At 64.5% G+C, this 25,359-nt stretch carries 25 protein-coding genes; 11 read left to right on the forward strand and 14 right to left on the reverse strand.

From position 1 onward, the window contains the following. Positions 1-193: 193 nt before the first annotated feature. A complete protein-coding gene (locus tag NLM32_RS45180) occupies positions 194-3,061 on the forward strand; it encodes a PAS-domain containing protein (RefSeq protein WP_254135082.1) in 2,868 nt (955 codons plus the stop codon). A gap of 12 nt (positions 3,062-3,073) precedes the next feature. On the opposite strand, the gene NLM32_RS45185 is transcribed toward NLM32_RS45180, so the two are convergent. Continuing rightward, on the reverse strand, positions 3,074-3,538 hold the full coding sequence (locus NLM32_RS45185) for a MarR family winged helix-turn-helix transcriptional regulator (protein ID WP_254135083.1): 465 nt from the start codon (positions 3,536-3,538) through the stop codon (positions 3,074-3,076). A 97-nt stretch (positions 3,539-3,635) separates the two neighbouring features. On the opposite strand from NLM32_RS45185, the gene NLM32_RS45190 reads away from it, so the two are divergent. Continuing rightward, a complete protein-coding gene (locus NLM32_RS45190; RefSeq protein ID WP_254135084.1) occupies positions 3,636-4,004 on the forward strand; it encodes an antibiotic biosynthesis monooxygenase in 369 nt (122 codons plus the stop codon). 16 nt (positions 4,005-4,020) lie between these two features. Here the strand turns inward: NLM32_RS45190 and NLM32_RS45195 are convergent, their stop codons facing one another. Further along, a complete protein-coding gene (locus tag NLM32_RS45195; protein ID WP_254135085.1) occupies positions 4,021-5,715 on the reverse strand; it encodes a bifunctional diguanylate cyclase/phosphodiesterase in 1,695 nt (564 codons plus the stop codon). 219 nt (positions 5,716-5,934) lie between these two features. Between NLM32_RS45195 and NLM32_RS45200 the strand changes: the two genes are divergently transcribed. Continuing rightward, positions 5,935-6,195, forward strand: coding sequence for a hypothetical protein (locus NLM32_RS45200; protein ID WP_254135566.1), 261 nt, complete (start codon positions 5,935-5,937; stop codon positions 6,193-6,195). A gap of 6 nt (positions 6,196-6,201) precedes the next feature. Here the strand turns inward: NLM32_RS45200 and NLM32_RS45205 are convergent, their stop codons facing one another. The 3 genes from NLM32_RS45205 to mtgA form a co-directional block, all read right to left on the reverse strand. Continuing rightward, positions 6,202-6,843, reverse strand: a complete 642-nt coding sequence (locus NLM32_RS45205; protein ID WP_254135086.1) for a hypothetical protein — start codon at positions 6,841-6,843, stop codon at positions 6,202-6,204. A 152-nt stretch (positions 6,844-6,995) separates the two neighbouring features. Further along, complete coding sequence (gene rpmF / locus NLM32_RS45210) at positions 6,996-7,178, reverse strand: 50S ribosomal protein L32 (protein WP_007598106.1); 183 nt, start codon at positions 7,176-7,178, stop codon at positions 6,996-6,998. 170 nt (positions 7,179-7,348) lie between these two features. Then, entirely contained in the window at positions 7,349-8,023 is a 675-nt protein-coding gene (gene mtgA / locus NLM32_RS45215) for a monofunctional biosynthetic peptidoglycan transglycosylase (protein WP_254135087.1), read from the reverse strand. 161 nt (positions 8,024-8,184) lie between these two features. Between mtgA and NLM32_RS45220 the strand changes: the two genes are divergently transcribed. Both NLM32_RS45220 and NLM32_RS45225 read left to right on the forward strand, forming a co-directional pair. Continuing rightward, entirely contained in the window at positions 8,185-9,108 is a 924-nt protein-coding gene (locus NLM32_RS45220) for a polyprenyl synthetase family protein (protein ID WP_254135088.1), read from the forward strand. A gap of 9 nt (positions 9,109-9,117) precedes the next feature. Continuing rightward, complete coding sequence (locus NLM32_RS45225; protein WP_254135089.1) at positions 9,118-9,807, forward strand: DUF1345 domain-containing protein; 690 nt, start codon at positions 9,118-9,120, stop codon at positions 9,805-9,807. A 54-nt stretch (positions 9,808-9,861) separates the two neighbouring features. Here the strand turns inward: NLM32_RS45225 and NLM32_RS45230 are convergent, their stop codons facing one another. Both NLM32_RS45230 and NLM32_RS45235 read right to left on the reverse strand, forming a co-directional pair. Further along, positions 9,862-11,670 carry a caspase family protein gene (locus tag NLM32_RS45230; protein ID WP_254135090.1) on the reverse strand — a complete coding sequence of 603 codons (1,809 nt, stop codon included), beginning with the start codon at positions 11,668-11,670 and terminating at the stop codon, positions 9,862-9,864. Positions 11,671-11,852: 182 nt separating this feature from the next. After that, positions 11,853-12,281, reverse strand: coding sequence for a GFA family protein (locus NLM32_RS45235; RefSeq protein WP_254135091.1), 429 nt, complete (start codon positions 12,279-12,281; stop codon positions 11,853-11,855). Positions 12,282-12,376: 95 nt separating this feature from the next. On the opposite strand from NLM32_RS45235, the gene NLM32_RS45240 reads away from it, so the two are divergent. The 3 genes from NLM32_RS45240 (at position 12,377) to NLM32_RS45250 (ending at position 15,494) form a co-directional block, all read left to right on the forward strand. After that, positions 12,377-12,751, forward strand: a complete 375-nt coding sequence (locus NLM32_RS45240) for a nuclear transport factor 2 family protein (protein WP_254135092.1) — start codon at positions 12,377-12,379, stop codon at positions 12,749-12,751. Between the two features lie 228 nt (positions 12,752-12,979). Further along, positions 12,980-13,837 carry a class A beta-lactamase gene (gene bla, locus NLM32_RS45245; protein WP_254135093.1) on the forward strand — a complete coding sequence of 286 codons (858 nt, stop codon included), beginning with the start codon at positions 12,980-12,982 and terminating at the stop codon, positions 13,835-13,837. A 46-nt stretch (positions 13,838-13,883) separates the two neighbouring features. Then, positions 13,884-15,494 (forward strand): Na+/H+ antiporter, encoded by a 1,611-nt coding sequence (locus NLM32_RS45250; RefSeq protein ID WP_254135094.1) that lies wholly within the window; start codon positions 13,884-13,886, stop codon positions 15,492-15,494. Positions 15,495-15,531: 37 nt separating this feature from the next. Here NLM32_RS45250 and NLM32_RS45255 read toward each other — a convergent pair whose 3' ends face one another. The 5 genes from NLM32_RS45255 to NLM32_RS45275 form a co-directional block, all read right to left on the reverse strand. Next, positions 15,532-16,344, reverse strand: a complete 813-nt coding sequence (locus NLM32_RS45255) for an N-acetylmuramoyl-L-alanine amidase (RefSeq protein ID WP_254135095.1) — start codon at positions 16,342-16,344, stop codon at positions 15,532-15,534. After that, positions 16,341-17,237, reverse strand: a complete 897-nt coding sequence (locus NLM32_RS45260; protein WP_254135096.1) for a TauD/TfdA family dioxygenase — start codon at positions 17,235-17,237, stop codon at positions 16,341-16,343. The genes NLM32_RS45255 and NLM32_RS45260 overlap by 4 nt, the downstream gene beginning before the upstream one ends. Before the next feature lie 146 nt (positions 17,238-17,383). Further along, complete coding sequence (gene ispG / locus NLM32_RS45265) at positions 17,384-18,667, reverse strand: flavodoxin-dependent (E)-4-hydroxy-3-methylbut-2-enyl-diphosphate synthase (RefSeq protein ID WP_254135097.1); 1,284 nt, start codon at positions 18,665-18,667, stop codon at positions 17,384-17,386. 12 nt (positions 18,668-18,679) lie between these two features. Then, positions 18,680-19,633: a DMT family transporter gene (locus NLM32_RS45270; protein WP_254135567.1), complete on the reverse strand. Its 954-nt coding sequence runs from the start codon at positions 19,631-19,633 to the stop codon at positions 18,680-18,682. Between the two features lie 35 nt (positions 19,634-19,668). Beyond that, the gene (locus tag NLM32_RS45275) at positions 19,669-20,163 is read right to left on the reverse strand and encodes a Fur family transcriptional regulator (RefSeq protein ID WP_254135098.1); all 495 of its coding nucleotides are present in this window, start codon (positions 20,161-20,163) and stop codon (positions 19,669-19,671) included. A 156-nt stretch (positions 20,164-20,319) separates the two neighbouring features. Between NLM32_RS45275 and NLM32_RS45280 the strand changes: the two genes are divergently transcribed. From NLM32_RS45280 to NLM32_RS45290, 3 genes are read left to right on the forward strand one after another with little or no spacing between them, the layout of a single operon-like run. After that, positions 20,320-20,802 (forward strand): MarR family winged helix-turn-helix transcriptional regulator, encoded by a 483-nt coding sequence (locus NLM32_RS45280; RefSeq protein WP_212303293.1) that lies wholly within the window; start codon positions 20,320-20,322, stop codon positions 20,800-20,802. Next, positions 20,795-21,958, forward strand: coding sequence for an HlyD family secretion protein (locus NLM32_RS45285; RefSeq protein ID WP_254135099.1), 1,164 nt, complete (start codon positions 20,795-20,797; stop codon positions 21,956-21,958). Before NLM32_RS45280 ends, NLM32_RS45285 begins: the two co-directional genes overlap by 8 nt. Before the next feature lie 4 nt (positions 21,959-21,962). Next, positions 21,963-23,510, forward strand: coding sequence for an MDR family MFS transporter (locus NLM32_RS45290; protein ID WP_254135100.1), 1,548 nt, complete (start codon positions 21,963-21,965; stop codon positions 23,508-23,510). A gap of 90 nt (positions 23,511-23,600) precedes the next feature. Here the strand turns inward: NLM32_RS45290 and NLM32_RS45295 are convergent, their stop codons facing one another. Together NLM32_RS45295 and pcaG are read right to left on the reverse strand one after the other, a co-directional pair. Beyond that, positions 23,601-24,662, reverse strand: a complete 1,062-nt coding sequence (locus NLM32_RS45295; protein WP_254135101.1) for an ecdysteroid 22-kinase family protein — start codon at positions 24,660-24,662, stop codon at positions 23,601-23,603. A gap of 93 nt (positions 24,663-24,755) precedes the next feature. Continuing rightward, positions 24,756-25,358 (reverse strand): protocatechuate 3,4-dioxygenase subunit alpha, encoded by a 603-nt coding sequence (gene pcaG, locus NLM32_RS45300; protein ID WP_254135102.1) that lies wholly within the window; start codon positions 25,356-25,358, stop codon positions 24,756-24,758. Between the last annotated feature and the right edge of the window lies 1 nt (position 25,359).

Genomic DNA, 25,359 nt, shown 5'->3' on the forward strand with positions numbered 1-25,359 from the left:
CAAAGACGGTGTGGTCCCGGCCTCCGCCCGGACGGCACCTAGATTTGTTGCGCGATTCCGGACACTCGCTCTCTTCATTACCAGTCACCCTCCGTAAACTACGGCGCTTAAGGGAATTTTCCCGCCTCTTCGCTACGCTCAGTGGCTGAATGACGTTGCGTTAAGTCTATTTCCGCCGAGATCCACTGATCCCATGACGTCGACAAGCGACAGCGAGCTCGGTGCACGCCGCGAGCAAGGCCAGGACGGCCTGCTTGGGCTGAGCCAGCTTGCACTCGATGGCATGGAACAGGGCGTCTGTGTCTACGACGCCGATAACCGGATCGTGCTGGTCAATACACGCTACCTGACGCTGTTCAACATGTCGCCCGACATCGTTCGGCTCGGAACGAGCTATCGCGACGTGCTTGCCCACAGCATGGCGCGCGGAAACATTCCAGCGGATGAACTCGACGCGCTCTATGCTTCACGGATCGCATTGATCGCGGCCGGCAAGCCGTTCCAGACCCGGCAAACGCTCGCCAGCGGCCTTGTCATCACGCTTGAACTGAAGCCGCTTCCCGGCGGTGGCTGGATGACGATCTGCGACGATGTCAGCCGCCTCGCCCGACTTGAGACCGAGCTGCAACTCCAGACCGAACGCAGCCAGCATGCGCTCGCGCACATGTCGCACGGCCTGATCATGTATGATGCCAATAGCCGCATCGTCGTCTGCAACGAGCGGTTCTTGCAATTCTACAACCTCGACCGCAACGTCGTGAAACCGGGTGTCGCGCACAGCACCGCCATCGACCACTGGCTGTCGCGCGGCAACAGAGCGGACATGTCCGGAGAGGAGTTCCGCGATGCCCGGATCAACGACGTCCGGACCAGGAGCCCGAAAACCGTTCTCGTGACGCGCTATGACGGCCGCAGGGTCCAGGCCGTATCCCGGTTCATGCCCGACGGCGGCTGGGTTACCGTGCATGAAGACGTCACCGAGCGGCTGCAGCACGAAGAGACGCTGAAGCAGCAGAACCTCATGCTGGATGCCGCGCTCGAAAACATGGCGCATGGGCTCGCGTTCTACGACAGCGACATGCGCCTGCGCACCTGTAATTCCACCTACCAGGAGATCTACCGGCTGTCGCCGGAGGAGAGCAAGCCCGGCACACATCTCGCCGAGCTGATCGAACGCTCGATGGCGAACGGCGCCTTCTCCTCCGAATACAGCCCGCAGCAGATCCTGGAAACCGCCCGCACCCGGATCGCGAACCGCGATTCCTCGCCGATGCGGCGAAGCATGACCAACGACACGGTGATCTCGGTTCGCTATTGCGCGCTGCCCGAGGGCGGCTTCGTCGCCACCTATGAGGACATCACCGAGCGCGAACGCGCGGTCGAGGAGCTGAGCGAGCAGTATCGCCGCTTCGACGCGGCGCTGAACAACATGAGCCAGGGCCTGTGCATGCTCGATGCAAGCCTGCACGTGATCGTCTGCAACCGCCGCTACATCGAGATGTACGGCCTGTCGCCCGACATCGTGAAGCCCGGCGTCTCGATGCGCGAGATCATGGAGCACAGCTGCGATCTCGGCATCCATCCGAACACCACCGCCGCCAAGATCTATGCCGACTATGTCGAGCGGCTGCGCGAGGGCGAGCACACGCTGCACCGCCATCTGAGCGACGGCCGCATCATCAAGCTGAACCACAAGCGGATGGAGCATGGCGGCTGGGTCGTCACCTATGAGGACGTCACCGAGCGTCACAAGGCCCAGGCCCGGGTCGCGCACATGGCGCAGCACGATTCCCTCACCGACCTGCCCAACCGCACGCTGTTCCGCGAGAAGATGGGCGAGGGGCTGAACCAGGTCGCGATCGCCGGCGGCGCGATGGCCGTGCTCTGCTTCGACCTCGACAATTTCAAGACCGTCAACGACCGGCTCGGCCACGCCGCCGGCGACCGCCTGCTGCGCTGGGTCGCAGCACGGCTGAAGGAGAATGTCGGCGAGCACGACACTGTCGCCCGTCTCGGCGGCGACGAGTTCGCCGTGCTCCAGCGCGGACCGCAGCCGCAATCGGCAGAACGGCTTGCGCGGCGCCTGGTCGAGATCATCGGCCATCCGCCGCCGCTGGAGAGCCAGTCGATCCATGTCGGCGTCTCCGTCGGCATCGCGATCGCGCCCGACCACGGCCTCGACGCCGACGAACTGATGAAATGCGCCGATCTCGCGCTCTACCAGGCCAAGGCCAAGGGGCGCGGTGCCTATCAGCTGTTCGAGCCTGAAATGGAAGAAGAGGCGCGCAGCCGGCATGCGCTGGAGCACGACCTGCGCGGCGCGCTGGAAGCCAACCAATTCCATCTGGTGTTCCAGCCGCAGGTGCGGCTCGACACCACCGAGCTGACCGGCTTCGAGGCGCTGCTGCGCTGGAAGCATCCGTCGCGTGGCCTGGTCTCGCCGGCCGAATTCATTCCGATCGCCGAAGAGAACGGGCTGATCGTTCCGATCGGCGAATGGGTGCTGCGTACGGCCTGCGCCACGGCGGCCTCGTGGCCGGATGTCACGGTCGCGGTCAATTTGTCGCCGGTGCAGTTCCGTTCGCGCGGACTGGTGGCGATGGTGACGAGCGCGCTTGCAGAAGCCGGCCTGCCGCCGCAGCGGCTCGAGCTCGAGGTCACCGAGACGGCGCTGCTCGATGACAGCGAAGCGACGATCGAAATCCTGCACCAGCTCCGTGCCCTCGGCGTGCGCGTCAGTCTCGACGATTTCGGCGTCGGCTACTCTTCGCTGAGTTACTTGCGCAAATTCCCGTTCGATCGCATCAAGATCGACCGCTCCTTCGTCGGCACGCTCGGCGAAAGCCCCGAGAGCGTCGCCATCGTTCGCACCATCGCGAGCCTCGGCTCCGTGCTCGGCGTCGAGACAACGGCGGAAGGCGTCGAGACGGTGGAACAGCTCGAATTCGTCAGGGAATGCGGCTGCACCGCGGTGCAGGGATATTACTTCGGCAAGCCCTGCCCGGCAGCCGAGGTGGGACTCACCATCGAGACGCTAGGCGCGGTCCGTCGCGTGGCGTGAGGCGCGACGCAATCAATCCTCGCCGGCTCCGCCGAGCCGATCGCGCAGAACACTGATCACGCGATGAGTCGTCTCGATCTCCTTCACTGACAAGCCATCTGCCAATCCATTGACCCACGGAACCTGGAGGCGACCGGCTGCATCGTAGACCTGCCTGCCCTTGTCGGTGAGCACCACGAGCTGCGCCCGGCGGTGATGCGGATTGGTCTCAAATTCGACGAGGCCATCCCGCGCGAGATCGTTGACGATCCGCTGCACGTTCTGGCGGTTGACGCCAAGATTGCGCGCCAGCCAGGCCACCGGCTCCGGGCGCTCGGCATCGACGATCGCGCCCAGGATCTGCCAGCGCGCGCTGGTGAGCCCCAGCGACGCCACCAGCCGGTCACCGGCGGTCAAAAGCAGGCCATTCGCTCGGAACAGATCGAGGATGAAGCCGGTCAGGGCCTCGCCGGAAGGGGTGCGTCTGGCCTTGGTCATTTGTAATGATTGCTCTGTATTGACATCATCATGTCAGATATCTATGTCACACCTTGTCGAATTGACATGATGATACCAAATTGAATGGAGTGATGCCATGCCCCAGATGCGTCCGCTCGACCCGAGCTTCCCGATCGACCGCCAGATCGCACTCAACGCCGCCCCCGTGGTGCTGGTCAATTTGTTCACGCTGGATGCGGCGGATGAACAGAGCTTCCTGACGAGCTGGCAGGACGACGCGGCTTTCATGAAGCGGCAGCCGGGCTTCATCTCGACCCAGCTCCACCGTGCCGTCGGCGACGGTCCGACCTATCTCAATTATGCGGTCTGGGAATCCAATGCGCATTTCCGCGCAGCTTTCACGCACTCGGAGTTCCGCGCGAAGATCGCGGTCTATCCGGCGTCGGCGGTGGCAAGCCCGCATCTGTTCCAGAAGGTCGCGGTACCCGGGGTCTGCGTGGCGTAGCCGCAAACGTAGGGTGTTAGCTTGCCGCGGGCAGCGCACTGTCCGGCGGCGGGCACCACGGGCGATCGGCTGACGCCAGTCCGATCAGGCGGCCCTGGATGTAGTCGCAGCCCCAATCGCGCAGCATGTTGGCGGCCTCCTCGTCCTGCACCCATTCGGCGACGGTCTTGATGTCGAGGCGGCGGGCGAGGTCGATCAGGGTCTGCACGAAGGCGCGGTCGTCGGCGGAATGCGTGATGTTCTGGACGAAGGCGCCGTCGATCTTGACGATGTCCACACCGAGCTTGCGCAAATTGCGGAACGAGGTGTAGCCGGCGCCGAAATCGTCGATCGCGATTCTGCTGCCGAAGTTCTTGAGGCGGCTGACGAAGGCGCGGACGTCGTCGATGTCCTGGATCGCAACCGTCTCGGTGATCTCGACGATCAGCCGCTCGGCGACGCCGGGATGGGCGCGCATCAGCGATTCGATTCCGGCCCACCAATCGGGATCCATCGTGGTGTCAGGCGAGATGTTGAGGCTGAGGCGGATGTCGGGTGCGGCCGCGAGCTCGGCAACCACGAGCTCGAGCACGCGGTGATCGACCAGACGGATGAGGCCGAGCCGCTCGGCGACCGGAACGATGTCGGGCGCGAGCAGCACCTGGCCGTCGCCCTGGTCCATCCGCACCAGGCATTCGTGGAACGCGCCCTCGCGCGTGGCAGCCGATACCACCGGCTCGTAAGCAAGCTTGATGCGGCGCTCGTTGAGCGCGGTGACGATCTCGTCGGTGACGCGAATGTTGACGCGGCGCTGCGCATCGCGCTCGGCATTCGGACGCCAGGTGGCGAACGAGCCGGCGCGACGGCGCTTGGCGGCATCCAGCGTCTCGTGGGCGCGGTTGATGGCCTCGTCGGTATTGCGGGCATAGCGCGGCAGGCTGACCGCACCGATCGAGACGGTGACCGAGACCGGGCCGGATCTGGTCGGCACCACCTCGTCACGGACGCCGGCGAGAAAGCGCTCCGCGGCAACGTTCATGTCGTCGACGGTGCAGTTCTTCAGGATGAGGCCGAACTTGTTGCCGGAGAACCGGCCGAGCACGTCACCACCGCGTAAGCGCGCGCGAATGCGCTTGGCAACGTCGAGGATCACGGCATCGGCCACGTCGAAGCCGAAAGCGTCGTTGACGCGGGCAAGATGATCGATGCCGACCAACATGAAGGCTGCGGTCGAGCGGAAGCGGGTCGTTTCCTCGATCGCTTCGGCCAGCGCCGCGATCAGGTGAGAGCGATTGAGCTCGCTGGTGAGGGGATCAAGCCGGGCAAGCTTGGTCAGCTCCTCGTCACGGGCGCGCCGCTCATTGTTGATGCGGACGGAGCCGATCGCGCGCATTGGGCGGCCGTCGGCACCGGCGAACCAGCGGCCGGTCTCCTCGATCCAGACCACAGGATCGGAGGCGCTCATGCGCACGCCATATTCGACCCGGTAGGGCGTGCCGTCGGTGCCGTGCACGGGAGATGTCTGCGCCAGCGCCGCGCTCCGCGCCGTCTGCGCGGGCTCGATCAGCCTGGCGAACTCGGCGCCGGTCGCGAGGCGCTCGGCGGGAATGCCGGGAAAGATGGCGCCGACCTGCTCGCCCCAGACAATGGCGTCGCTCGCGATATCCCAGACGAACACGGCCTGACCGAGAGCGGCCAGGATTTCGGAGGCTTGCGGCAATGCGGGGGTCAAAAGCGCCTCGTTTCGGGACAGCGGGGAGTCCTGAGCCGGCACAGAATACGGCCAGATTCGCCTCCGACCCTAGGCAAAGTTCATAAACAATTTGGAAACCACGTTTCCGGACGCCCTGGAACAGAATAGGCTCGACCGGCATAGGCCTTGCGAGACCATCACATGCACCGGCGCGAGCGTCCCAAAACGCGCCAGTTCAACCGGATCAGCGGTGTTGCGATGGTGAATGCGGACCAGATCGAAGAGACAACGCGGGAAGCGAGTACCGCGCTGGTACCGCTGACGCCTGTTTTGCAGTTGGTCCGCAAGGTGCCGCTGACGCGCCCCGATCCGAGCTTCGTCACCCAGCTGATCGCGAATGCCGAGCACCTGCCTCAGGCAAGCCGGCTACGCCGCGGCTCGTCCGAGGACGCGCGCATGGCCTATGGCGGCAAATGCCCGCTTCCCAGCGTCACCTCACGCACGCGTCAGGTCGCGTAACGCCGATCAGCGTGGCTCTTCAGGCGAGGGCGGCGTGCCGTTGCCCGGCTGCAAATGCGGCGAGGGAATTTCCGGCGACGGCATGATGCCCGGCTTCGGCGCGGGATGATCCATCAGAACGGATTCGGCAACCGATTGCGCCGAGGGCGCGGGCGGCGGTTCAGGCTGCGGTGCGGGCACGGGATTGAGCTTCGGCTCGAACACTGTTGCCGGCGGCGGCGCCTCGGCCTGACGCTTCGACTTGCGCGGCACCGCCACCGTCTCCGCAGCGACATAGGTGATACGGCGGCGCGTGCGCTGGGCGATGCCGCCGAGGAAATCGGCCATCGCGAGCAACACCAGCAGGAAGTAGGTGGAGTTGCCGAATTTGGGCCACATCACGAATTCGGCCGCGGCCGCACCGAACAGGATCAGCGACAGCAGGTGATCCATCAGAAACTTTGCGCCGGGCCGCGCGCCCTTGACCACTTCGAGCAGCAGCAGCAGCACGCCGAGCGCCAACAGGAGATCGGCGAGCGTCACCGGCCAGGTCTCGCCGGTGATCATCGGCACCTTGAACAGCACGTCCGAGAAGGACACGCTGGGCATCAGGAAGGCGATGATGTTGTAGACCGCGAGCGGAATCAGAAGCAGCGGGAAACCGACCATCGGCAAAGCGCCTTCTCGATCAATATGTTCGGGCAAGACAATGCGACGGCGAAGCATTCGCTCCGCCGCCGTCACCGTCATATCTCATGGATTGGCCGAAATCAGGCAGGTCACGTCATCCTGATTGAGGATAACCCTGCCTGAGAAGAGTCTCAGGACTCTTTCTTCTTCAGGACCTGACGGCCCTTGTACATGCCGGTCTTGAGGTCGAGATGATGCGGACGACGGAGCTCACCGGAGTCCTTGTCTTCCACATAGGTCGGCTTCTTGATGGCGTCTGCCGAGCGGCGCATGCCACGGCGCGACGGCGAAGTTTTTCGTCTCGGAACGGCCATTTCAATATCCTCTAGGGATTGGTGTTCATCCGGGCATCGTCCGCGAAGGGACGGCTCAGCACCCGCAAACCGAGGCGAGCTGAATGCCGATCAAGGCCGGGCTTATAGAGGAAGGCTGGCCGTAAATCTAGGGTTCTGGGACGGAAAATGCGCCCGAAAAAGGCCCGAAATCAGCGATTTTCCCGCCAGCAGGTCAAAAGCGAGGAGGCCTGTGCCCTCGCCACATAGGTCCCGGCCAGCCGCCGGACGCCCGGTCCCGGGGTCCTGGCGCTGCGTTTGACCGGATTCGGCAGGATCGAGGCCAAAAGGGCCGCTTCCCGGGGCGAGAGGTTGGCAGCCGACTTGCCGAAGGCGTAGGCGCTGCCCGCCTCCGCGCCAAACTGGCCCTGCGGGCCGAGCTCGGCGATGTTGAGGTAAATTTCCAGGATCCGCGGCTTGGGCAGCACGAAATCGATCCAGAGCGCCAGCGGGAATTCCAGCGCCTTGCGGACGAAATCGCGTCCCTGCCAGAGGAACAGGTTTTTCGCGACCTGCTGGGTGATGGTGGAGGCACCGCGGAACGGCGTCCCGTCCTCCTTGGCGTCGTCGATGGCCTCGCGCAGCGCGCCCCAGTCGATGCCGTGGTGCTTGCAGAAATGGGCGTCCTCGGCCGCCACGACCGAGCGAGGCACATATGGCGACATCGCCGCCAGATCGATCCATTCCCGATGCATCGGCGCGCCCGTCAGCGAGCGCCAGGCCATCAGCGTCGAAACCGGATGGCCGGCGCGGTAGAATGGCGCGATCACATAGGGCGCCAGCATCGCGACCACGACCATCACCAGCAGGATTTTGACGACGCGCAAATCGACCTTTCCGGCGCAAATTGAAACCTGGCCGCGAATCCCGCCATTAAGTCTGTGATAATTCGGGCCTTTTCCAGCACTTTTTAGGCCTTCCAAACGATTGACTGGGGCCGGCTCATAAAGGATTGTCCCGCCGAATTTTAGTTCTGGAGCCTTTCTTGATGACCGGCACGTCCCCGTCCGATTTCGCCAAACGCCTGGACAAGACCGCTGATGACACCGAAGCCCTGCTCGGGCGCCTCCTGTCGGACGACATCCTGCACGATGAGATCGCCCGTCCCAAGCGACTGATGGACGCAATGCGCTATTCGAGCCTGAATGGCGGCAAGCGCCTACGGCCGTTCCTGGTGGTCGAGAGCGCGGCCGTGTTCGGCGTTCCCCGCGAAGCGGCGCTGCTCGTGGGTGCCGCGCTCGAATGTATCCACTGCTATTCGCTGATCCATGACGATCTGCCGGCAATGGACAATTCGGACCTGCGCCGTGGCCGCCCCACCCTGCACAAGCACACCGACGACGCCACCGCGATCCTCGCCGGCGACGGCCTTCTGACGATCGCCTTCGACATCGTCACCCGCGACGAGATCCATCGCGACGCCAATGTGCGGTTGCTGTTGACGCGCGCGCTGGCGCGCTGCGCCGGCATCGGCGGCATGGTCGGCGGCCAGATCCTCGATCTCGCCGGCGAAGGCCGTTTTGGCGGCAACGAGCCGATCGATGTCGCCCGTATTCAGCAGATGAAGACCGGCGCGCTGCTGCGCTATGGCTGCATCGCCGGCGCGATTCTCGGCCAGGCCTCGCAGAAAGAATACCAGGCGCTCGACGATTACGGCCGTGCGCTCGGTGAAGCCTTCCAGATCGCCGACGATCTGCTCGACGTCGAGGGCGATGCGGCAGCGCTCGGCAAGCCGGCCGGCGCCGATGCCGCGCTCGGCAAGACCACTTTCGTCACCCAGCTCGGCATCGAAGGCGCCAAGCAGCGCGTGCGGGATCTGCTCGCCCGCGCCGACAGCGCGGTCTCGATCTTCGGCGATCGCGCCGCCGTGCTGCAGGCCGCAGCGCGCTTCGTCGCCGAACGCAAGAACTGACGCGTATCGATGGCGGCCGAGGGCAAAGAAGACCCCGTCCTCGTCCGCTTCCGCCAGATGTCGCGGCCCATGCGGCTGATCTACGCGCGGCCGCGGACCTTCATCTCGCTCGGCGTCGGCATCCTCGTCTGCCTGCTCGTCCCCGGTTCGAACCGGCTGGTAACGCGGCTGCTGTTCGGCTGGGATGCGCTGATCGCGGTCTATCTCGTGCTGGTCTACAGCATGATGTTGTGCAACGACCATCAGCACATCCGCCGTAGCGCCGCGATGCAGGACGACGGCCGCTTCGTGATCCTGCTGGTGACGGCGATCGGCGCATTCGCCAGCATTGCCGCGATCGTCTCCGAGCTCGGCACGCCGCACCGTGGCGCCGCGGAGCTGACGATCGCCATCGCGACCATCGCGCTGTCCTGGGCCGCCGTGCACACCACCTTCGCGTTGCACTACGCCCATGATTATTACCGCCATCCGCCGGGCGGATTGCAGTTTCCGAGCGGCGACAAGGAAGATCACGCCGACTATTGGGACTTCGTCTACTTCTCGTTCGTGATCGGCATGACCGCGCAGGTCTCCGACGTCGGCATCACCGACAAGACCATCCGCCGCACCGCTACGGCGCATGGCATCGTGTCCTTCATCTACAATACGGCGCTGCTGGCGTTGACGGTGAACATCGCGGCGAGCGCGATTGCGACGTGATCCCCGCGACATTGTCCCGGCTTCGCCGGAACGATGTCAGGGGGAGCAGCGCTCTCAGTTGCAGACCTCGGCATTGGCATCAACGTGAGGGCCGCCGCCACCGCGATACACGAGGTGGCAGCCGGGCTTGACCGGACGGCAGAGCAGGTCGTTGCAAAAAATCTGCCCCCCGCCGCCCGAGGCGCGACCCGCGCCGGCTGCAGCGATGCCGCCTGCCGCTCCAGCGGCCGCGCCACCGGACTGACGACGCTGCCGCGCGGGACGATCGTCGCCGTCGTCTCGCTTGGCCGTTGCAGGCTTGGCCGGCTTGCCGGCACGCTGCTTCTCGCATTCATTGTCGTCGTTCAGCGCATAGCCGTCGCCGCAGACGATCTTGGTGCACTTGTCACCGTCGGCCTTGAAGCCGTGATCGCAAACCAGCGGGCAGACGCGCGACTGCTTTGACTTCACCGTGTCGAGCGCATCCGTGCTTGCGACCTTCACGTCGAGCTTGGTGCCGGCATAGCGGTTGAACTGCGACAGCGACCGCTGCGAGGACGTGCTCCAATTGCCGTCAGCCTGACCGGAGAAACAGCCGACGCGGCCAAGCTCGGTCTGCACCGAGCGACTGAGATCGGCCGGCGTGGCAGTCGGCGTCAGCGCGGCGACATTGGTGCCGGCAGGGCTCGCCGTGCTGGCCGGCGCAGCGCTCGGTGCCGTGGCGGCGAGATTGACGCGCTGCTGCTCGGCGGCCGCAGCCTGCTGCTGTGCCTGCTCCTTGGCCTTCTGCGCGGCAAGCTGGGCCTGCTCGGCGGCCTTCGCGTCGGCAACAGCCTTGGCCTGGGCATCTTTCTGGGCCCCGAGGGCGGCGAGACGGTCGCGTTCGGCGTCGGCCTGCTTCGCCTTCTCGATCGCTGCCGCATGAGCCTGCTCGGCCTGGATCTTGTCGAGCTGAAGCTTGGCAAGGTTCGCATAGAAGCCGTCCGGGTGCTGGGCCAGGAAGGCCTCCCACGCCGGCTTGTTGCCGACCTGGAGCGCGAGCTCGTAGTCGCGGCGCATATCGGCCTGCGGATTCACGACGGGCGCGACCGCGGCCACGGGCGCGGCTTTCACCGGCACCAGCGGCACGTCTTCGCCGCCGAGCGAACCGTAAACGAACGGCTCCTGCTTGTTGCCGGTCGATTTGAGCACGTCGTCGCGCACGAAACCGAAGGCGCGGCGAATGTCGAGGCCCGGCGTCGTCAGATGCTTCGACAGCGCGATCGTGAACGGGCTGTTGGCGCCGTCGCCATCCTGCGCCGTGAAGCCGGCCTTGGCAGAATAGGCGATCAGCGTATTGGAGCTGGTCGGCTCGACCTGGGCCAGACCACGGCCGATGCCGCGGGAGGCGAGCGTGCGCTTCATGGTCCTGCCGAACGGATTGTCCCGGCAGGCATCGAGGATCACCAGGCGAAGCTGCTTCGCCGGCTCGACTGCGACCAGAACGCGATCGAGCGAAAGCGCCTCGTCATAGACATCGGTGTCGCGCTCGAGCTTGGCATCGACCGGAATCAGATAGTTGGAGCCTTCGACCTCGATGCCGTGGCCGGCATAGTAGACGACGGCGATGTCGGCATCGCGGGTTGAATCAGCGAAGTCGCGCAGCACGCGCCGCGTGTCGAGCGCGGTCAGATCGTGGCGCGAATCGACGACATCGAAGCCGGCATCCTTCAGCGTCTTCGCCATCACCGAACCGTCATTGACGGGATTGGCGAGCGAGGGCGCGTGCTGATAGGCCGAGTTGGCGAGCACCAGCGCGACGCGCTTTCCGGCGAAGGCGGGCCCGGCGCCGAACATCAGCGCGATGGCGAGGAGAAACGGGCAAAGTCTGAAAAAATTGCGCATGACACGACTTCCAGGAATTCGGGGCAGTTCACACCCTCAGGGACAGCCTTAGCAAAATCCAGCGCCCGCGCTTGTGATGGAGGTCACGAAGACCGCGGCGGCGACCAGCCGAGGAACCTCTTTTATTAGTCGCACCAGGCGGTTGACGGTTCGCCGCCGAAATGCGCGCGGGCCGGCGTTCCCTAGCCATCCCCGATGTGCCCCCGGTATTGCGGCAGGTCGTCCGTGATCTCGTGCCACGGCGCCTTGGAGCCCACGAAAATATGGGCGCTGGGGCGGATCGAGGGGGCATCGACCAGGGTTCCCATGGCGACATGGGCCCATTTTCCTTCACGGACCCGGGAATAGAGCAGCGACCCGCAGCGGGCGCAGTGCGCGTCATGAGTGGTATCGTCCCCGTAAATCATCCGCTGATCCTCGCCCGCAACGAGGCGGAGCTGACTGTATTCGACGCCGGCGAACGGCTTGAAGGCGGAACCGGTGGTCCGGCGGCAGTTCGAGCAGTGGCAGTTCAGCGCATAGGAAAACGCGTCCGCCACCTCGTAGCGGACAGCGCGGCAATAACATTCGCCGACAAGGATGCGAGCGTTCGATTTTTCTGATCCGGTCATGACGGTGCCCTCGCACAAATTGCGGAGGACACCCATAGCGCAATTCGATGCGTACCACTAAGTTCGCGGCGCGCCATCATTCAAAGGGATGACCCATGAGCCAGAATCGTTCGAGCGTCGAAGCCGTCGTGCAATCCTATTTCGACGGGCTCTACGAGGGCGACGCCGAAAAGCTCGGCGCCATCTTCCATCCGTCCGCCGATCTGCGCTGGGTCGAAAAGGGCGAACTGCAGGTGCTCACCGTGCCCGACTGGCTCGACCGCGTGCGCAAACGCGCCTCTGCCAAGGCGGAGGGCAAACCGCGCGAGGATTTCATCGTCACCATCGACCGCTCGGACGACAAGACCGCCTTCATCAAGGTCAAATGCCAGCTGCCGCCACGCTTCTTCACGGATTATCTGGTGGCCATGAAGCTCGCCGACGGCTGGCAAATCGTGTCGAAATCGTATCGGTATGACCTGAAGGAGTGAGGGGCCTTAGCAGACGGATTCTCGTGGTCCTCGGCCCTCCTCTCAAATCCGCCGTCATTGCGAGCCCAACTCTCGCCACACGTCATTGCGAGGAGCTCTTGCGACGAAGCAATCCAGAGTCATTCCGCTGAAAAGATTCTGGATTGCTTCGCTGCGCTCGCAATGACGGCGCGGATAGCGCGTCCTCTGCTTCTCTCTCCCCCTCCTGCTCTTCCCGAAAGTCCCCCCATGCTGCTCGACCGTCGTTCCCTGCTCGCCTCGCTGTGCTGGATGGCCGCCTCTCCGGCTCTCGCTGCGGACGCGCCGCCTGAACTCGAATCCTACGAGCGCGAAAGCGGTGGGCGGATCGGGGTCTACGCGGAGAATCTCGCCACCGGCGCAAAGCTCACCTGGCGGGCCGACGAGCGCTTCGTGATGTGCTCGACATTCAAGGCTTCGCTCGCGGCTTGCGTGCTGGCACGGGTCGAACGCGGCGAGGAGAAGCTCGCCGCGATGGTCCCTTATGGCAAGGCCGACCTGCTGGAGTACGCACCGGTTGCAAAGCAAAACCTGTCGGCCGGCACGATGTCGGTCGCGGACATGTGCAAGGCGATCGTCGAGCTCAGCGATAACACCTGCGCCAATCTGCTGCTCGCACGGATCGGCGGCCCCGCCGCGCTCACGGCGTTCTGGCGGTCGATCGGCGACACCACCTCGCGGCTCGACCACAACGAGCCCGAGCTCAACCGCTCACCGCCCGGCGATCCCCATGACACCACGACGCCGGCGGCGATGGCCGGCAATCTCAAGCGGCTCGTCACGGGCGAAGCGCTGTCGCCGGCTTCACGGGCCCAGCTCACCGACTGGATGGTGGGCTGCAAGACCGGTGCGAACCGGCTGCGCGGTGGCCTGCCGGCCAGCTGGAAGATCGCCGACAAGACCGGCAACAACGGCAAGGACGCGTCGGGCGATATCGCGGTCGCCTGGCCCAAGCCGGATACGCCGATCCTGATCGCGGCCTATACCCAGGGCGGCACGCCGAACCCCACACAGATCGAAGCCGTGTTCACCCGCATCGGGCGCATGGTGGCCGAACGACTGGCGTAGGCCGCTTCGCATTGACCTCTTGGCCGCTTCCGGGCCAAGACAGGCCATGATCGCAGCGAAATTCCAGACCTTTCTCATCCTGCTCACGGTCCTGGCGGGCACCGCGCTCGTTGCCCGCCGCTTCAACCTGGCGCCTGCCATTTTGCTGATGCTCTCCGGCGTCGGCCTCGCTTTCGTGCCGGGCATGCCGCCGGTGGAACTGCCGCCGGAACTGGTGCTGCTGATGGTGCTGCCGCCGCTGATCTACTCGGCGAGCGTCGCAATGAGCTGGCGCGAGTTCAGGAACAATCTGCGCCCCATTGTGCTGCTCGCGGTCGGCGCGGTCATCTTCACCGCGGCGCTTGTTGCGGCTGCGACGCACTACGTGATCGGCCTGCCCTGGAGCGTCGGCTTCCTGCTGGGCGCCATCGTCGCACCGCCCGACGTGGTGGCGCCGCTCGCGATCGCGCGCCGGCTGAACATGCCGCGCCGGCTCCTGGTCATCCTCGAGGGCGAAGGGCTGGCCAACGACGCCACCGCGCTGATCCTGTACCGCTTCGCGCTCGCCGCGATCATGGTCGGGCATTTCTCGCTGCCGCTGGCGGCCGGCGAATTTTCCCTCATCGTCGCCGGCGAGATCGCCTTCGGCATCGGCGTCGGCTGGCTTTCGCTGCGCTTCCGCAAATGGTCCTGCGAGCCGCGGGTCGAGCTGACGCTGTCGTTGATCACGCCCTACGTGTCCTACTGGCTGCCCGAACATGTCGGGGGCTCCGGCGTGATCGCCACCGTCGCCTGCGGCCTTTATGTGAGCTGGAACGGGCCGTTGCTGATTTCAGCGTCGACGCGCCTGCAAGGCATCTTCTTCTGGGACCTGATCATCTATCTGATCGAAGGTCTGCTGTTCCTGCTCACGGGCTTCCAGATGCGGGCGCTCTATGAAAAGTCAAAAGCGTTCCCGCTCGACGACATCATGATCGCGACCGCATTGGTCATGACCATCATCGTTCTGGCGCGCTTCGCCTGGCTCTACCCCGCGACCTATCTGCCGCGGATACTCAGCAAGTCGCTGCGCAAACGCGATCCGTCGCCGCCCTGGCAATGGCCGTTCGCGCTCGCCTTCACCGGCGTGCGCGGCGCCGTCTCGCTGGCCGCCGCACTGGCGCTGCCATTCACGCTGCCTGATGGCAATGCCTTCCCGTATCGCGATTTGATCCTGTTCGTGGCCTTCGGCGTCATCTTCATCACCCTGATCGGCGTCGGCCTGACGCTGCCGCCGGTGGTCCGCTGGCTCGGAATCGCGGAAGCCGGCCGCAACGAGCATGTCGCCGAGCACGAGGCCGAGATCGCGGCACGGCGCCAGGCGCTCGACGCCGCACTGAAGTCGCTGGATGCGTTGACCGAAGAGAAAGAGGTCTCGGATGAAGTGATGCGGCTGCTGCGCGCGCGCCACGAGATCCGGGTCAACCAGCTTCCTGACTCACTCGATCCCGCCCGCCACGACGTCTCCGCCGCGGGCACCGCACTGACCCGCGAGCTGATCGCCGCCGAACGCAAGTTCATCCACGACCTGCTCCGCGACGGCCAGATCACCGACGAGACGCGACGGAGGATCGAACGCGATCTGGATCTGGAAGAGGCGAGCCTTGCAAACCGGGAGTACCAGGGCGCGCCGCTGTAGATTCTTGTCATTGCGAGGAGCGAAGCGACGAAGCAAATTACCGTCTTTCGCAATACGCCCGCATTGCCGTCACGACGGCCGTCGCGATCAGCTCCTGCCGCTCCGGCGAGCTCATTGCCATCTCCTCGTCGCGATTGATGATGGAGCCGGCTTCCAGCAGCACCGCGGCACTTCGGGTCTGCGAGAGCACGACGAGCCCGTCATAGCGGTAGACGCCGACATCCTTGTCGAGCAATGGATGCCGGTAACGCCCCATCACCGGCAGGCTGTATTGGGTCGCGTATTGCAGACCCTTCTCCTTCAACTCCCGGCCCAGCAACCGGGCGAAGGCGAGGCTGGCGGCAAAACGCGGATTGCGCTCGGACACGAACAGCGAATGGCCGCTGAAGCGATCGCTGAAATAACTCCTGGCGCCTTCGAACTCCCATGGCTCGAGCATCTTGTCCGGCACGGAATCATGGTGGATCGACAGGAAAAAATCGGCATGCGCGGCGCTCGCAGTGCCGACACGCTTGAGCAGGCTTGGCCGCGCCTTGCCGTCGGTCACCAGCACGCGGGTCGCGGCAAAGCCCGCCGACTTCAAGCGCTCTCCGATCAGCCGCGTCAAATGCAGGTTGAAGCCGAACTCCACATCGTTGCGCGCACTGGTCGCGCCCTGCGATTCCGAGGTGTGCCCGACATCGAGGATGATCCTGAATTTGCGCGGCTCGCATGGCTCGGGCGCCGGCGGCTTGATTTTGGCTCTTCCGGCCTTCCGCGCCCCGGCCGCCTTGCCCTGATCAGTTGGCAAAGCCAAAAGCGAGATCAGCGAAACAGCAATAGCGGCGGTGATGCGCCACGATATTTTCACACCGGCCGTTCCCCCTTCACCGTCACGCGCGTGCCCGAGCGCGTATGCGGCCAGTAGTCCCACATTGCGCGGTGTTGGGTGCAGCGGTTGTCCCAGAAGGCGATAGCGTTCTCGGTCCAGCGGAAGCGGCACTGGAACAGCGGATTTTCGACATGCTGATAGAGATAGGCGAGCATCGCTTCGCTCTCGTCGCGCGGGATGCCGTTGATGTGGCGGGTGAAGCCGCGGTTGACGTAGAGCGCCTTCTTGCCCGTCACCGGATGGGTGCGCACCACCGGATGCTCGGCATTCGGATAGGACGGACGATCAGCGACGCCGTAATTGGCGTAGAGCCCGCGATAGATCGGCTCGCCGTCATGCAGCGCGGTCAGGCCGTCGAGATAGGCTTTCATGCGATCGGACAGGGCTTCATAGGCCGCGTACATGTTGGCGAACAGCGTGTCGCCGCCGCGCGGCGGACACTGCTTGATGTAGAGGATCGAGCCCATCGGCGGTTCGAGATCGCAGGAGACGTCGGAACGCCAGCCCTCGCCGTTGGCGCGCGGCGAATTCTTGTCGGCATAGATCTTCATCAGCGCGGGGTCTTCATCCTCATGCGGTGCGGCGGGATGAAAATGCAGCTCGCCGAACTTGCGGCCGAAAGCGAGATGCTGCTTCGGCGTGATCTCCTGGTCGCGGAAGAAGATCACGAGGTTTTCGGCGAGCGCGCGGTGGATCTCGTCCATCTGCCGGTTGGAGCGGGCGTCGCCCTCGACCAGCGCGCCGATATCGACGCCGGAGATTTCCGCACCGATGATCGGGGTGAGCTTTTCGACCGCGATGGTCTCGTAAGGAGCACCGTCTTCAGCCGCATGGCGGTAGCGCGGGCCTTGCTTGCCGGATAGCGAGCTCATGGCGGTTCTCCCGATCGTTCTGATTGGGAGCATGGTAGCAATGTAGGGCGGGTTAGCGAAGCGTAACCCGCCACTTCGTCCCGCAAAAAATAAGGCGGATTACGCTTGCGCTAATCCGCCCTACGATTCCGATATGTCGGAGACGATTACTCCGCCGCCGATACCGGCACCTTGGCGCCCTGGCCATACTTCTGGTCGATGTAGTCGATCACGAGCGCCTTGAAGTCGGCGGAGATCGTCGGACCGCGCAGCGTGCGGAACTTCTTGCCATCGACGAAGACGGGCGCGGCCGGCGCTTCGCCGGTGCCCGGCAGCGAGATGCCGATATTGGCGTGCTTGGATTCGCCGGGGCCGTTGACGATGCAGCCCATCACCGCGACGTTGAGCTCTTCCACGCCCGGATATTTGCTCTTCCAGCCCGGCATCTCGTCGCGGATGAATTCCTGGATCGAGCTGGCCAGCTCCTGGAACGTGGTCGAGGTGGTGCGGCCGCAACCGGGGCACGCTGCAACCAGCGGCACGAAGGTGCGGAAGCCCATGGTCTGCAGCAGCTCCTGGCCGACCTGCACCTCACGGGTGCGGTCACCACCGGGCTCCGGCGTCAGCGAGATGCGGATGGTGTCGCCGATACCCTGCTGCAAGAGGATGCCGAGCGCGGCCGAGGACGCCACGATACCCTTCGAGCCCATGCCGGCCTCGGTCAGGCCGAGATGGATGGCGTAGTCGGAACGGCTGGCGAGATCCTGATAGACCGCGATCAGATCCTGCACCGCCGAGACCTTGGCGGAGAGGATGATGCGATCCTTGGGCATGCCGAGCTCTTCGGCACGCGCGGCCGAAAGCAGCGCCGACTGCACCATCGCCTCGCGCGTCACCGCGCGCACGTCGCGCGGATTGGCGGACGCGGCGTTCTCGTCCATCAGCTTGGTCAGCAGTTCCTGGTCGAGCGAGCCCCAATTGGCGCCGATGCGGACCGGCTTGCCGTTCTTGTTCGCGATCTCGATGATGTCGGCGAACTGGGTATCGCGCTTGTCCTTGAAGCCGACATTGCCGGGATTGATGCGGTACTTGGCCAGTGCTTCGGCGCAGGCCGGATAGGCCGCGAGCAGCTTGTGGCCGATGTAGTGGAAGTCGCCGATCAAGGGCGTGGTGATGCCACGCTTGGCCAGGCCGTCACGGATGTGCGGAACGGCGGCAGCGGCTTCCTCGCGGTCCACGGTGATGCGGACCATTTCGGAGCCGGCGCGCGCGAGCGCTGCGACCTGGGCGATGGTGCCGTCGATGTCGGCAGTGTCGGTGTTGGTCATCGACTGCACGACGATCGGCGCGCCGCCGCCGACGGCGACGTTGCCAACCTTGACCTGGGTGGTCCGGTGACGCGGCGCCGGGCCTGCGATGTCGGAATCGAGGGGGTTTTCGAGCTTGTTCATGGGGTCCAAATATCAGGTTTTGGTGACGTTCAGCAATGCATCAGCTGGCGCCGCCGCCGTTTGGCTCGGACGGTTAACCAGAAAAAGCCCAGCAATTACAAGGACGGCTGCCGCCCCGAACGCCAGGCTCAGGTGATCGTGCATGATGAAATAGCTACCCACCACGCCAAACAAAGGGGTGATGAAGGTAAAAGCCGACAATTTGCTGGCCGAATAGGCCTTCACCAGCGCGAACCAAAGCGTGAACGTGGTTCCAACCACCCAGATGGCCTGGAAGGCCATCAAGGCGAACGACAGCGGCGACGGGGTGTGGGTGATGGATTCGCCCGACAGCAGCGCAGCCGTCCCCAGGATCGGGATCGAGGTCGCGACCTGATAGCCGAGCGCCTTTTCAGGGGCGGCGAAGCGCAGCCGTGTCCCCTTGGCGACCAGCGTGGTCGCAGCCCAAAGTGAAGCGCCGCCAACAACCATGAGATCGCCGAGCAGAACCTGTGAGTCGACATTGGCCTGCGGCACGCCGATCGCAAGCGCCACCCCGGCAAAGCTGATCGCCAGCCCCAGCCATTGCGTGCTGCCCAGGCGCTCGCCAAGCACCTGATAGGAGCCGAGCGCGACGAAGAACGGCGCGGTGTAGAGAAACACCACCGCGCGGGAGGCGGAAGTGAGGCGAAGGCCCTGGAAAATCAGCACGAACTCGATACCGAACATCAGCCCGGCGATCAGGCCGGGCTTCCACGTGCCGTCACGCTCGAAGAATTTGACGCCGCGCAAGCTGCCGATGATGAACAGCACCGGCAGCGCGCCCATCGAGCGGATCATCGCCTGCAGCATCGGTGGGACATCCGGCAGCACCAGCTTGATCGCGATCTGATTGAAGGCCCAGGTCAGGCACAGCATCAGCATCAGCGCGATGGCGCTGGCGCTGAGGGGGCGCGCCGCGGACGATATGGCTTGAGGTGAGGACATTTCTTCCCGGGGTCCGGCTTTGCGCCGTTGTTGCTTCAAGAGGTTTTCTGACAATGGGTGCAGACACCCGTGATCTCCACCACGGACAGCTTTGGTGCGAAGCCCGAGGCGCGCGCCGCGGCGTTGAGTTCCTTGGCAAAGGAGCCTGACGGGATCTCGCCGACCAGACCGCAGCGCTCACAGATCAGGAACGCGACCGCCGAGGTCGCGTCATGGTCGTGGGCGGCGCAGGCGAGATAGGCGTTGCGACTTTCGATGCGGTGCACGAGGCCGTTCGCCATCAAAAAATCGAGCGCACGGTAGACCGTGATCGGCGCCGGTCGCGCCATCGACTTGGCGAGTTCGTCGATCACCTCATAGGCTCCAAGCGGACGATGGCTGGAGAGCAGCGCGCCCAGCACCTGGCGCCGGATCGGCGTGAATTTCTGCGCCCGCTGCTCGCAGACCGCTTCCGCATGCGCCAGCGCGTCCGCGGTGCAGCGGCCGTGATCATGGTCGGGCGTCGGAAATGCCGGCTTTGCGAGGGTCATCCAGCCAGCCTTCTAGCATTTCGGCCGGGGAACCCAAAGCAGGACGGACGCGGCGGCGATCAGCCATGCTTTTGCTGCGGGACAGCATCGCGTTCTTCCGCCATGAAATAATCATAAGCTTGCTTATTATATCCTAGCTTATTGGAGACCAAGCTCATGACCCGCGGGTCTGTCGACCAGAATTTCCTGTTCACGCTCGGCGAGCTCTACCGCCTCTTGCGCGTCTATGCCGACAAGGAGGCCTCGCGCTTCGGCATCACCCGCGCGCAATGGGCGGTGCTGGCCAAGGTCGAGCGCAGCGAAGGCATGAAACAGTCGGAACTCGCCGAGCTGCTGGAGATGCAGCCGATCACGCTGACGCGGCTGATCGACAAGCTCTGCGACAGCGACTGGATCGAACGCCGCAGCGACGCCTCGGACCGCCGCGTCAAGCGCCTTTATCTGAAGAAGGCCGGCCGCGCTCTGCTGGGCAGGATGAGCGGCCTGAAGTCGGAACTCACGGCGAACGCGCTCGACGGCATCAGCCCGGCGGACGCCCACCGCCTTCTCACACAACTCGAAACCATCAAGGAAAACGTGCGTACCGCGATCCAGACGTCTGGTGCGGAACAAGCGCGTAAGGAGCAGCGCTATGGCTGATCAGGTTCTCAAATTCCAGCCCGAGCAGAAGATCGACAGCGGCAAGCCGACCAAGAAGGCCGGTACCGACCCGCGCCGCCGCTTCGTCGCCGGCCTGCGCCGCTATCGCCGCTTCCTGCTGATGGTGGTGCTGCCGATCGTCGCCGTCATCGCCGGCCTGACCTTCTATCTCCATGGCGGCCGCTATGTCGGCACCGACGATGCCTATGTCGGCGCGCAGAAGGTGCTGGTGACGCCGGACATCTCCGGCAAGATCGAGAAGGTCGTCGTCAAGGAAGGCCAGCTCGTCAAGCAGGGTGACGTGCTGTTCGAGATTGATCCCGTCCCGTTCCGCCTCGCGGTGGACGAGGCCAAGGCGCAGCTGATGCAGGCGCAGACGACTTATGACAATTTGCGCGCCAACATCAAGATCTACGGCGACATGCTCAACCTCGCCCAGCAGGGCGTCGACCTGAAGCAGCGCGACGTCGAGCGCAAGCAGGCGCTGGTGAAGAACAGCTACGGCTCGCAGCTCGATCTCGACAACGCCTCGAACGCGCTGGTCACGTCGGGTTCGATCGCGCAATACGTCAAGCAGCAGATCTCGACCGCCAAGACCCAGCTGCTCGGCGACACCGACCTGCCGCTCGATAAATTCCCGCCTTACGTTTCCGCCAAGTCCAAGCTCGACAATGCCGAGCGCAATCTCGATCATACCGTGGTGCGCGCATCGATGGATGGCGTGGCGACCCAGGTCGAGCAGATCCAGCTCGGCCGCTACGTCGCCGCCGGCACGGCTGTGTTCTCCGTCATCGACATCGCCCATCCCTGGGTCGACGCCAATCCGAAGGAGAGCGACCTGACGTTCGTCACCGAAGGACAGCCGGTGACCCTCGAGGTCGACGCATTCCCGAACCACGTCTTCAAGGGCAAGATCGGTTCGCTCTCCCCCGGCACCGGCGCGCAGTTCGCGATCCTGCCGCCGCAGAACGCCACCGGTAACTTCGTCAAGGTGGTGCAGCGCGTGCCGATCCGGATCTATTTCGACGAGAGCGACAAATACGTGAAGAAGCTGAAGGCCGGCATGAGCGTCTATGCCACCATCGACACCGGCCACCAGCGCTCGCTCGCCGGCCTGCTCGGCCTGTCAGCCACGGCAAATCAGGACAAGGACTAAGTCGATGTCCAATGCCAGCCTGATGGTCCCCGGCCTGCGCCGGAACATGGTGACGATCTGCGCCATGACGGCGACCATCATGCAGGCGCTGGACACCACGATCGCCAACGTCGCGCTGCCCTACATGCAGGGCACGCTGTCGGCGTCGCAGGACCAGATCAACTGGGTGCTGACCTCCTACATCGTCGCCGCGGCCATCATGACGGCGCCGGTGGGCTGGATCGCCAACCGCTACGGCCGCAAGCGCATCTTCATCATCTGTTCGGCCGGCTTCACGCTGGCCTCGGTGCTGTGCGGACTAGCTCAGGACATCAACCAGATGGTGCTGTTCCGCCTGCTGCAGGGCGTGTTCGGCGCGGCGCTGGTGCCGCTGTCGCAGGCGGTGATGCTCGACTATTACACGCTGCAGGAACGCGCGACCGCCATGTCGATCTGGGGCATGGGCGTGATGATGGGGCCGATCATGGGCCCGTCGCTGGGGGCCTGGCTGACCGAGAGCTATTCCTGGCACTGGGTGTTCTTCGTCAACCTGCCGTTCGGCGCGATCACCGTGCTCGGGCTCGCCGTCTTCATGGACGAGACCGACAAGAATCTCAGCCTGAAGTTCGACTGGTTCGGCTTTGGCGCACTGGCGATCGGGATCGGTGCACTTCAACTTGCGCTCGATCGCGGCGAGCAGCTCGACTGGTTCGAGTCGGTCGAGATCGTGACCGAGTTCGTGATCTCGGGCATTGCTTTCTATTACTTCTTCGCGCACTCGTTCACGACGTCGCGGCCCTTCATCCAGTTCGCGCTGTTCAAGGATCGCAACTTCCTCACCGGCTGCATCTTTATGACAGTGATGGGCCTCGTGCTGTACTCGACCATGGCGCTGGCCTCGCCCTACTTACAAAACGTCATCGGCTATCCCATCATGACCGCCGGCGGCCTGCTCGCGAGCCGCGGCTTCGGCACCTTCTTTGCCATGATGATGGTCGGCCGTATCATGCGCTACATCGAGGCCCGCACGCTGATCATCTGCGGCCTGTCGCTGACGGCGGCCTCGCTGTTCCAGATGACCGGCTGGACCGACCAGACCCAGGTGCCGGAGATCGTCATCGTCAGCGTGATCCAGGGCTTTGGCTTCGGCCTGGTCTTCGTGCCGCTCTCGACGGTGTCGTTTCTGACGCTGCCGAACCATCTGCGCACCGACGGCACCTCGATGCTGACACTCTTGCGCAACGTCGCAAGCTCGGTCGGCATCTCCATCGTGATCGCCCAGCTGACGCAGGGCACCCGCAAGACCTACGCGATCCTGTCGGAGCACATCAATCCGTTCAACCACGCGCTCCAGATGCCCGACGTGCGCGGCATGATCAACCTTTCCACCGATGCTGGCCGCGCCATGGCCGACCGCATGGTCAGCGTGCAGTCGCAGATCATCGCGTTCGCGCACGACTATCAGCTCGTGATGTTCTTCATCCTCTGCACCATCCCGCTGGCGCTGATGATCGGCTCGACCAAGGCCACGCTGCGCAAGCAGGCGGCGCCGGAACACGCGGTGATGGAGTAGGACGCGGTCGAGCCGCAGTCTCCCCTGTCGTTCCGGCCTTCGCCGGGACGACACCGGAGTTGTTGAACTGCCGTCGTGCTCCAACAGCCCCTACAACAACTCCTCGCACCCCAAATCCTCGACCGCCATCATCACCCGCTCCAGATTGTTCCACCAGATCCCTGGCGGGATGTTGATCGCCCATTGCCAGACCGGCTTGGTGATGTGCCAGAGCACCGACCAGCGATAATCCTGGTCGAGCGCGCCGCGTGTGTAGCCGGTCACGCCATGTGCGAGCAGCGTCTCGTGGTAGCGATTCAGCAGCGCCCGCTCGAGCGCCTGCCTGCGATCCGGATACCATTGGATCGCCATCATGTAGGCAAGGTCGTTGGTAGGCACATTGATGCCCCACAGATCGAAATCGAAGATGCGCACGGTGTCGGCGACGCCCGCGCGCGGCAGCAGGAAATTCCAGGTATGTGCGTCGCCATGGACAATGCTGATGTGCCGCCGCGAATGGTAGCGCTGCGACAGCCGGGCCGACTGTTCGATGAGCCGGCGATAGAGAATGCGTCGTTCCTCACTCAGGCGATCGCCGAGCTCATCGGCGAAGCGATCGTAGTGACCGGCGAAAGTCTCCAAATGCGCCGCGCTATCCTCGGCGCTTGCCCAGGTGCCGACGGTCTCGCCGAGGTCGGCATGATTCCACCACGCCGCATGCATGCCCGCCAACGTCGTGACGATGGCCGTGGACTGATCTCGCGACGGCGGCAGCGTCGGCACGGTCGCAAGCTCATGACTATCGGTGAGATCTTCAAGCAGGAGATGCCAGTTGAGGGTGCCCTCGTCGAAACGTCCGTCGAAGCAGCGCGGCACCAACCCCCGCGGCATGCGCGGTGCCAGCATCGTATAGAAGTCCAGCTCTTGCCGGCCGCCGTTGGCGAGCGTCTTGGCAAAGTCGGCATGCGGCGTCTTGAGGATCAGCGTCTGCGGCGAGCCGCCGGATTCCCCGACATAGCGCAGGCCGAGCCGGGTGATGTGCGACACGACCGTGTCGCGCTCGTGCAGCACCTTCACCTCGCGCACGGCCCCGGCATCCAGCGCGCCGGCCTTGCGCAGCGCGGCCGTGAGGTAACCGGGTTCAGCGACCGCCGGCAGTTGTGAGGATGTCATGAATCGCGCCCCCCGGTGCCGCAGCCATACTGCATGATCACACCGGGAAGCGCTAGCGCGCGACAGCCTCCTTCACAGGAAGACGGCAAGACGTCACACGTCGAAGAACACCGTCTCGTTGTCGCCCTGCAGGCGCAGGTCGAGCTTGTAGACCGCTTTGCCGGCCTCGCGCACCGCGATCAGCGTGGCGCGCCGCTCCGCCGGCACCAATCCGAGCACGAGATCGGCGGCGTTGCCGGCCTCGTCGCTGAAATAGATGCGGGTATAAAGATGCCGCAGCATGCCGCGCGCGAACACCGCCAGAACGATGTGCGGCGCCTGCGGCTTGCCGTCGGGATCCGGCACCGCACCCGGCTTGACTGTGTCGAACGAATAATTGCCGTCCTTGTCGGTGCCGCAGCGGGCGAAGCCGCGGAAACTCGCATTCGGCAATGCGCGCTTGTCCTGCGGATCGGCGAAGCGGCCCTGCGCATCCGCCTGCCAGATCTCCAGCATGGCGTCCGGCACGATGGCACCGTCGCCGTCGAACACCCGGCCCTCGATGCGGACGCGATCGCCGGTGACGTCAGGCGTCAGCGTCGAATTGGTGAAGGCGTCGTTCCAGGCATATTCGCCGGTCGGCGTCATGCCGTATTTGAAGAACGGGCCGACCGTCTGCGACGGCGTGATCCCATCGGGCTTCACAGAATCCTGCACG

The sequence above is a fragment of the Bradyrhizobium sp. CCGUVB14 genome (assembly GCF_024199935.1).
In the GTDB taxonomy this organism is placed as follows: Bacteria; Pseudomonadota; Alphaproteobacteria; order Rhizobiales; family Xanthobacteraceae; genus Bradyrhizobium.